Source organism: Rhizobacter sp. P1_G5, from assembly GCF_056405435.1.
This window is the reverse complement of record NZ_JBFUCB010000264.1, coordinates 1-7,736: the sequence shown is the minus strand read 5'-3', so window position 1 is coordinate 7,736 and position 7,736 is coordinate 1. Positions and strand designations below refer to the sequence as shown.

Genomic DNA, 7,736 nt, shown 5'->3' with positions numbered 1-7,736 from the left:
ACGACCAGGTGCTCGCGCAGCGCCCAGCGGAAGTAGCGCCTGAAGACCGCCAGGCGCCGGTTCGCGCTGGTGGCCTTGCCGGCGACCTGCGTCACYGCGTAGGCGCGCAGGTCGGTCTCGGTGCTGGCGTTCAGCGCCTTCTTCGGCTCTTTCGCGAGCCACTGCGCGTACAGCGCCAGGTCGCGACGGTAGGCCGCCAGCGAGTTGGCCGCGAGGCCGTCCTCGATCCACAGCGCGTCGATGAAGCGGTCGATCGCGCCGTGGCTTTCCGTCAGTTCAGGCGAGGCGTTCAATCAATCCAGCTTGAGTTTCTGCTGCGCGACGACCTTCTTGTACACCTCGTACTCGGCCGCGATCTGGGCCGCGAACTGCTCCGGCGTGTTCGCCACCAGCAGCGAGCCGGTCTCCTCGATGCGCTTCTTCACCGCCGGGTCTTCCAGCGTCTTCTTCACCGCAGCGCTCACCTTGTCGACGATGTCCCTGGGCAGGCCCTTCGGCCCGTAGATGCCGTAGAACGCCATGCGGTTGACGCCCTCGAAGCCGACCTCCTTGAAGGTCGGCACGTTGGGCAGCACGGCCAGGCGCGTCGGTGCCGCGACGACGATCGGGATCAGCCGGCCATCCTTGATGAAGGGCAGGGCGGAGGGCAGGTTGTCGAAGATCATCGGCACCTGGCCGGCGATCGTGTCGTTCAGCGCCGGGCCCGCACCGCGGTAGGGGATGTGCGTGACGAAGGTGTTGGAGAGGCTCTTGAACAGCTCCATCTGCAGGTGGCCGATGCCGCCGGTGCCCGAGCTGCTGAACGAGTACTTGCCGGGGTTCTTCTTCAGCTCGGCCAGGAAGCCGGCGAAGTCCCTGGCCGGGAAGCTGGGGTGCACCGCGATCACGTTCGGCGTGGCCGCCACGTTGATGATCGGCGTGAAGTCGGTGATCGGGTTGTACGGGATCTTCGCGTTGATCGCCGGGTTGGCCGCGGTCGTCGACACGGTGGCCACGCCGAGCGAGTAGCCGTCGGGGGCGGCCTTCGCGATCTCGTTGGCGCCCACCGAGCCGCCGCCGCCGGCCTTGTTCTCGACGATCATCGTCTGGCCCAGCGGGCCGTTGATCTTCTCGGCCACCACGCGGGCAATGATGTCGGTCGTGCCGCCGGGCGCGAAGGGCACGACCAGCCGCACCGGCTTGGTCGGGTACGCCTGGGCCTGGGCGCCGCCGTGGATGGCGAGCAGCGCGCTCGCGAGGGCAGCGGCGGCGATCAGTGTTCTGCGTTGCATGGTGTCTCCTGTTGCGGATGAGTCGAAGCACGAAACGAGGGGCATTGTGAGCGATCCTGCTCCCGTCGCCGGACGGCGGCAGTGTGGAAACTACGAAGCGGGAAAGCACGAGGGAGCGGGGTGTCACTGGCACACTCGGGCCGCATGTCGAATGCCCTGCTGCTGCTGCCCGATTTCCTGCTGATCGTCTGCGGCTTCTGCATCTGCCGCTACACCGCGCTGGACCGCCCCGTCTGGGAGGCCGCCGAGCGGCTCGTCTACTACGTGCTGTTCCCGGTGCTGCTGTTCAACTCCATCGTGCGCAGCCCGCTGCAGCCGGCGCAGACGCTGAGCCTCGCGGCCAGTGGCGTCGGCATGCTGGGGGTGGGCATTGCACTGTCCTACGCGCTGCGACGCTGGCCGGGCGTCGATGCGCGGCTGCATGCGTCGGGCGCGCAGACGGCGTTCCGCTTCAACTCGTTCATCGCACTGGCGCTGGCCGAGCGGCTGGGTGGCCAGCAGGGTGTCGCGTGGATGGCCTTGCTGATCGCGCTGGGCGTGCCGCTGTGCAACGTGGCGGCGGTGTGGCCGCTGGCGCGCCATGGCGGGCATTCGTATGCGCGCGAGATCGTGCGCAACCCGCTGATCGTCAGCACGGTGGCGGGGCTGCTGGCCAATCTGGCGGGGCTGCAGTTTCCGGAGGCCGTCGCGACGACGTTGCAGCGCATCGGGGTGGCGGCGCTGCCGGTGGGGTTGATGGCGGTGGGGGCCGGCCTGCGGGTGGCGGGGCTGCGGGCCGCGCCGGGGCTGGCAGCGGCCTTCCTGTCGATCCGGCATGCGGTGCTGCCGGCGGTGGCGATCGGGCTGACGGCGGTGCTGGCGCTGCCGCTCGCGCAGCGGGACATCGTCGTGTTGTTCGCGGCGATGCCCACCGCGTCGAGCGCCTATGTGCTCGCCGCGCGCATGGGCGGCGACGGGGCCTACGTGGCCGGCCTCGTCACGCTGTCGACGCTCCTCGGGATGCTGAGCATCCCGATATGGCTTGCGGTGCTCGCGGCGCTGCCTTGATCCGAGCAAGCGCAGCGAGCGACCCATCAAGCAACGCGCCGGGGAACTGGCTTTGCCAGGCCCCTGGCGTGGCGCCCCTTGGGGGCAGGAGCGAAGCGACTGGGGGGCTCAGAAACTTGCCTTGAACTGCGCGCCGAAGGTGCGCGGCTCGTTGACGAACCCCGTCAGGTTGTTGAAGTCGATCCCGCCGACGACCTGGATCTCGTTCGTGATGTTGCGCGCGAACACCGCCGCCTCGTACTTGCCGTTGGCCCACTGGTAGCCCAGCCGCAGCCCGCCGGTCAGCAGCGACTTGCCGGTGAACTCCGTCGACTCGTACAGGAAGAAGTTGATCTTGCTGCGGTACGACCAGTCGGTGTAGACGAAGTACTCGCCGCCCGATGCCGTCGGCACGCCGTAGCGCAGCGTCACGTTGCCGATCCACTTCGGGGCTTGCGGCAGCGGGTTGCCGTCGATGTGGTACGTGCCGGCCACCGTGCCGGCCGGGTCGGTCACCGTGCACTGCGCACAGCCGGCCACGACGAGATCGCCGTCCTTGATCTTCGTCATGTTGTAGCTGCCGTTCAGGCCCAGCAGCAGCGTGTCGGTCAGGTACGCGTCGAAGTTGAACTCCACGCCCTGGCCCTGCGCCTTCTTCGCGCTGACCAGCGTCGTCACGTTCTGCGAGCCGCCCACCGCGCTCAGCTGCTGGTCCTTCACGTCGTAGTGGAAGACGCTGACCGAGGTGCGCGCCCGCTTGTTCCACAGGTCGGCCTTCACGCCGGCCTCGTACGAGGTGTTGGTTTCCGGGCCGGCCTTCGACTGCGGGCCGAAGGCCGAGGCGTTCTGCAGGCTCGAGGCGCGGAAGCCGGTCGCGACCCGGGCGTACAGGTTCACGTCGGGCGTCAGCGTGTAGGTGCCGCTCAGGTCCCAGTTGACCTTCGAGTCCTTGGTGTCGGCGGTGGTGCCGGCGCTGCGGTCGATCGCCGTGTCGGCGGAGGTCGTTGCAAGGGTCTTCTCGTCATGCGTGTAGCGCAAGCCGCCGCGCACGTTCAACTGCGGCGTGAACTGGTAGTTGGCCGAACCGAACACCGCCCAGGCGTTGTTGACCTGCGTGGTCTGCACCGAGGTGTCCGGGCCGTGGAAGATCGTGTCGTAGCTGACGCTGTTGATCAGGTAGCGCTCGCGGAACAGGTAGACCCCACCCTGCCACTTCAGCGGGCCGCCGGTCAGTGATTCGAGGCGGAACTCCTGCGAGTACTGGCGGTGGCCGTTCAGCGCGTCCGAGGTCTCGCTCGAGAACGGGATGAAGCCGGGGCCGTTCACGCCGCCCCCCGGTGCGTACGGGGCGCCGTAGCCGCCATCGACGTCGCCGCGGCTGTAGGTGTACAGGTGCTCGAAGCCGGTAATCGAGTTCAGCGCCACGGTGTCGAAGGCCCAGCGCAGCCGCAGGCTGGTGCCGAAGTTCGACAGCGTCTGCTCGTTCTTGCCGTCGATCGTCACCGACTTCTCGTCGAAGCCGTCGACCAGGTCGTTCGTGCCCGGCTTGATGATGTTGGCGCGGAACAGCCGCGCCGTGCCCTTCAGGTCGCGCATGTGCACGTTGCCGAGCGCGCTGAAGCTGCTGCTCGGCTGGTACAGCGCCTGCAGGCGGATCGCGTTGTCGTCGTAACCCTCGAGCTTGTCGGTCTGCGCCGGGCGGTAGTTGTTGTCGACCCAGTCGTCGCGGTGCTGCGACTGGATCGACACGCGGGCCGCGAAATCCGGGCTCGCCGACGCGTTCCACGCGCCTTCGAGGTTGGTGGTGCCGAACGTGCCGTAGCTGATGCTGCCGTAGCCCTCGTTCTTCTTCAGCTGCGGCTTGACCGATTCGAACTTCACCACGCCGGCCGGCGTGTTGCGGCCGAACAGCGTGCCCTGCGGGCCGGCCAGCACCTCGATGCGGTCGAGGTCGAAGGCCGGGAAGCCCTTCAGGATCGGGTTCTCCTGCACCACGTCGTCATAGATCAGCGAGACCGGCTGTGACGCGTTCAGGTGGAAATCGGTGTTGCCGTAGCCGCGGATGTAGAAGCGCGGGAAGGCGCGGCCGAACGACGACTCGATGTTCAGGCTCGGCACGCGGCCCGACAGCATGCGGATGTCTTCGCCGGACGAGTTCAGCACGTCGAGCTTCTCGCCGCCGAGCGTCGAGATCGACATCGGCACGTCCTTCGCGTTCTCGCTGCGGCGCTCGGCGGTCACGGTGACCGGGGCCAGCACGCTGGTTTCCTGGGCCTGGGCGGCCAGTGCGGCCAGGGCCAGTCCGATGCAGAGGGAGGCGCGGGTCAGCGCGAACGGGGCCGCTTGTTGGGGCATGGGTACATCCGTGTGGGTGAGGGAATGGAGGGCAACAGCAACTGCCATGCCACGTTCAGGTGCATCGGGGCCGCCGCTCAGGGCGCGGGCACGCCGACGCGCCACTGGTCCCAGTGCGCGACGATGTCGGTCACCAGCGGCCCGCCGGCCGCGACCAGGTTCTGCGTGGCCGGCACGAAGCCGCCCGGCGTGCCGGCCGTCGACGCCATCAGCGACGCATACGCGCTCTGCCCCGAATGGGGGCGGTCGAAGTTCGAGGCGGTGCGCAGCACGGCCAGCCGCTTCAGGTCGACGCGGCCGGCGGCCGCCGCCCGGGCCAGCGCGTTGTAGGTGGCGTTGTCCTCCTGCTGGGTCGTGCAGTAGGTGCCCTTGCCGTCGGTCAGCAGCCGGGTCCAGGCGCGGGCGTGCTCGCCCAGCTTGTCGCCATGCCACCAAGTGTCGCCGCCCAGCGTATCGCACTGGGTCACGGTGGGCGGCTTGCGGGCCGCCGCCTGCTTGTAGCGCTTGCGGTAGGCCTTCGCGGCGTCGCTGTCGGCGAGCTTCGCGTTCCTGCTGAGCGCCAGCGCCTTCTGCAGCAGCGCCTCGTCGAGCTGCGCGAGCTCGGTGTGGTAGTCGAACTTCGGCTTCTCGCCGGGGCCCTTGGTCATGATGCCGAAGTAGCCCGAGGCCCAGCCCTTGGGCATCTCGCGTGCATCGAGTTCGTGCGCGATGCCGACATCGACCAGGTAGCGCGCCCATGCCGCCGTGCCGAGCGTGCCGCGCGCCGGGTCGATGCCCGCGATGCCGGCGATCAGGAAGTACGTCTGCCGCAGGTCGAAGCGCGGGTCGAGCGTGACGGCCATCGTGGAGGCGGCGACATTGGCGTGCCCCATGCCGGCTGTCAGCAGGCACACGTCGTCGCTGTTGCAGCGCAGCGCCGGGCTCTCGGGCAGCAGGCCGGGCACCGGGATGGCCTCGGTCAGCTTCATCGGCGCTATCCACGGCGCGGCCTCGGGCTCGAACATCGCGATGATCAGCACCTTCAGCGGGCGCGGGGCGGGGGCCGGGGTTGGTGTCTGGGCTTGCGCCTGGGCCAGCGAGGCGGCCGCGGCCAGCAGCAAGGCAAGGATCGTCTTCTTCATTTCGGTTGTCTCCGGGGAGTGGCGCGGGCCTTCCAGGCCTCGAGGAAGGCCATCGTGACGGCCGCTTCGTTGGTTTCGGCCAGCCCGCTCGAGAACAGCGCGCCGACGTCGGCGTTGAACTCCTCCGCGCCGGCCAGGTCGCTGAGGCTGCGGAACGCGATGTAGGGCACGCCGTTCGCGTGGGCCACGTGCGCGAGCGCGGCGGTCTCCATCTCGAAGGTCTCGGCCTGCAGCTGCTCGAACAGGTAGCTGCGGTAGGCCGGGTTGGCGAGGAACAGCGTGCCCGACACGCCGCGCCCGCCGACCACCACGCGCGGCTGCGTCGCGACGCACAGCTTCGGGTCCGGCTCGGCCACGCCCGGCGTGAAGGCCTTGGGGCCGCAGCGCGCCAGCGCTGGCCGGATCGCGCGGGCGACCTCGAGCATCGCCGGATCGGCCTCGTAGTCGAAGCGGAACTCGCCCTGCGGCGCGCGCTCGCGGCTCATCACGAAGTTCTGCCGCATGAAGAGCCCGCCGACCGGCGCCGCGCCGACGAAGGGCGGCACCGGTTTGCCGTCGGCCTCGGCGAGCTTCAGGCCGAGGCAGCTCACGTCGCCCGGGGCGCCGCAGGGTGCGGGCGGCGTGCCGTCATGGTTCCAGTACACCTCGAGCGGCATCGCCCAGCGCTCGGGCACGATCACGTCGCCGACGTGGTGGGCCGGGTTCACGCCGCCGCTGATGCCGCTCATGATGAGCCGCTGCACGTGGAAGTGGTCCAGCATCAGCTGCGTGACCATCGTCGAGTTGATCATGCTGACGCCGCTCAGCACGATGACGACCCGGTTGCCGCGCAGCGTGCCGGTCGTGAAGCGGTTGCCGTTGACCGTGAAGCTGCGCCGGCCCTGGGTGTTGGCGACCAGGATGTCGGCCTCGGCGCCGAAGGCCGAGACGATGCCGATGCGCGGCGTGCAGTCGCTCAGGCAGCGTGGCGCGGCATGCGCGGGGAGGGAGAGGACGAAGGCGAGGAGCAGCAGCAGGCGGGCGATCATCAGGGGCAGTTCGGTGGGGACAACATCGGATTGAGCAATGTTCGTGCCGTTCGACTGCCACGGATCACGCGGAGAGCGCCCAGTCTATGTGCTCTCGCACCAGTTCGTCAGCCCCCTCGCGCTCCGCCTGCAACGCCTCCACCAGCGCCGCGCGTTCGGCAGCCGGCGTGGCCGGGTCGCGCAGCGCGTTGCCGATCGCCACCGCGAGGTTGCGGCGCCAGCGCTGGTGGCCGATGCGGCGGATCGCGCTGCCTTCGGTGTGGCGCAGGAAGTCGGCCTCGGTCCAGGCCCACAGGCTGCGCAGCGTCGGCGCCGCGAGCGCGTCGCGCACGTCGAAGTCGGGCAGCGGGCTGCGCTGCGCGTACTTGTTCCAGGGGCACGCCAGCTGGCAGTCGTCGCAGCCGTAGATGCGGTTGCCGATCGCCGGTCGCAGCTCGACCGGGATCGGCCCCGCGTGCTCGATCGTCAGGTACGAGATGCAGCGCCGCGCATCGACGCGGTAGGGCGCGACGATGGCGCGCKTCGGGCAGACGTCGATGCAGGCGCTGCAGCTGCCGCAGTGCCCGGTGACCGGGGCCGACAGCGGCAGYGGCAGGTCGACGTAGATCTCGCCGAGGAAGAACATCGAGCCGGCCTCGCGGTGCAGCGTCAGCGTGTGCTTGCCGCGCCAGCCGATGCCGCTGCGCGACGCGAGCTCGACCTCGAGCACCGGTGCCGAGTCGGTGAACACGCGGTGGCCGCGCGGGCCGACGGCCTGCTGCAGGCGGTCGGCGAGCTTCTGCAGCCGGTGGCGCAGCACCTTGTGGTAATCGCGGCCGCGGGCATAGACCGACACGGCGGCCTGCGCGGGCGAGGCGAGGCGCTGCCATTCGACGGCCTGCCAGTCGTCGGGTGTCGCGTCGGGGAGATAGTCCATGCGCGCGGTGATCACGCGC

General features: G+C 69.5%; 7 protein-coding genes. 1 reads left to right on the top strand and 6 read right to left on the bottom strand.

The features are described from left to right. Window positions 1-293, bottom strand: a 293-nt coding sequence (locus tag AC1D12_RS18255; RefSeq protein ID WP_477842044.1) for a site-specific integrase, incomplete at its 3' end; no start/stop codon positions are given. Continuing rightward, window positions 294-1,271: a tripartite tricarboxylate transporter substrate binding protein BugE gene (locus AC1D12_RS18250; protein WP_047506185.1), complete on the bottom strand. Its 978-nt coding sequence runs from the start codon at window positions 1,269-1,271 to the stop codon at window positions 294-296. A 144-nt stretch (window positions 1,272-1,415) separates the two neighbouring features. On the opposite strand from AC1D12_RS18250, the gene AC1D12_RS18245 reads away from it, so the two are divergent. After that, complete coding sequence (locus AC1D12_RS18245) at window positions 1,416-2,318, top strand: AEC family transporter (protein ID WP_477842041.1); 903 nt, start codon at window positions 1,416-1,418, stop codon at window positions 2,316-2,318. Between the two features lie 108 nt (window positions 2,319-2,426). Here the strand turns inward: AC1D12_RS18245 and AC1D12_RS18240 are convergent, their stop codons facing one another. The 4 genes from AC1D12_RS18240 to queG form a co-directional block, all read right to left on the bottom strand. Then, the gene (locus AC1D12_RS18240; protein ID WP_477826085.1) at window positions 2,427-4,652 is read right to left on the bottom strand and encodes a TonB-dependent receptor; all 2,226 of its coding nucleotides are present in this window, start codon (window positions 4,650-4,652) and stop codon (window positions 2,427-2,429) included. Window positions 4,653-4,729: 77 nt separating this feature from the next. Next, window positions 4,730-5,773 (bottom strand): purine-nucleoside phosphorylase, encoded by a 1,044-nt coding sequence (locus AC1D12_RS18235; RefSeq protein ID WP_465113377.1) that lies wholly within the window; start codon window positions 5,771-5,773, stop codon window positions 4,730-4,732. Next, window positions 5,770-6,801 (bottom strand): 5'-methylthioadenosine/S-adenosylhomocysteine nucleosidase, encoded by a 1,032-nt coding sequence (locus AC1D12_RS18230; RefSeq protein WP_047506192.1) that lies wholly within the window; start codon window positions 6,799-6,801, stop codon window positions 5,770-5,772. The genes AC1D12_RS18235 and AC1D12_RS18230 overlap by 4 nt, the downstream gene beginning before the upstream one ends. Window positions 6,802-6,865: 64 nt before the next feature. Further along, window positions 6,866-7,736, bottom strand: an 871-nt coding sequence (gene queG, locus AC1D12_RS18225; protein ID WP_477842039.1) for a tRNA epoxyqueuosine(34) reductase QueG, incomplete at its 5' end; no start/stop codon positions are given.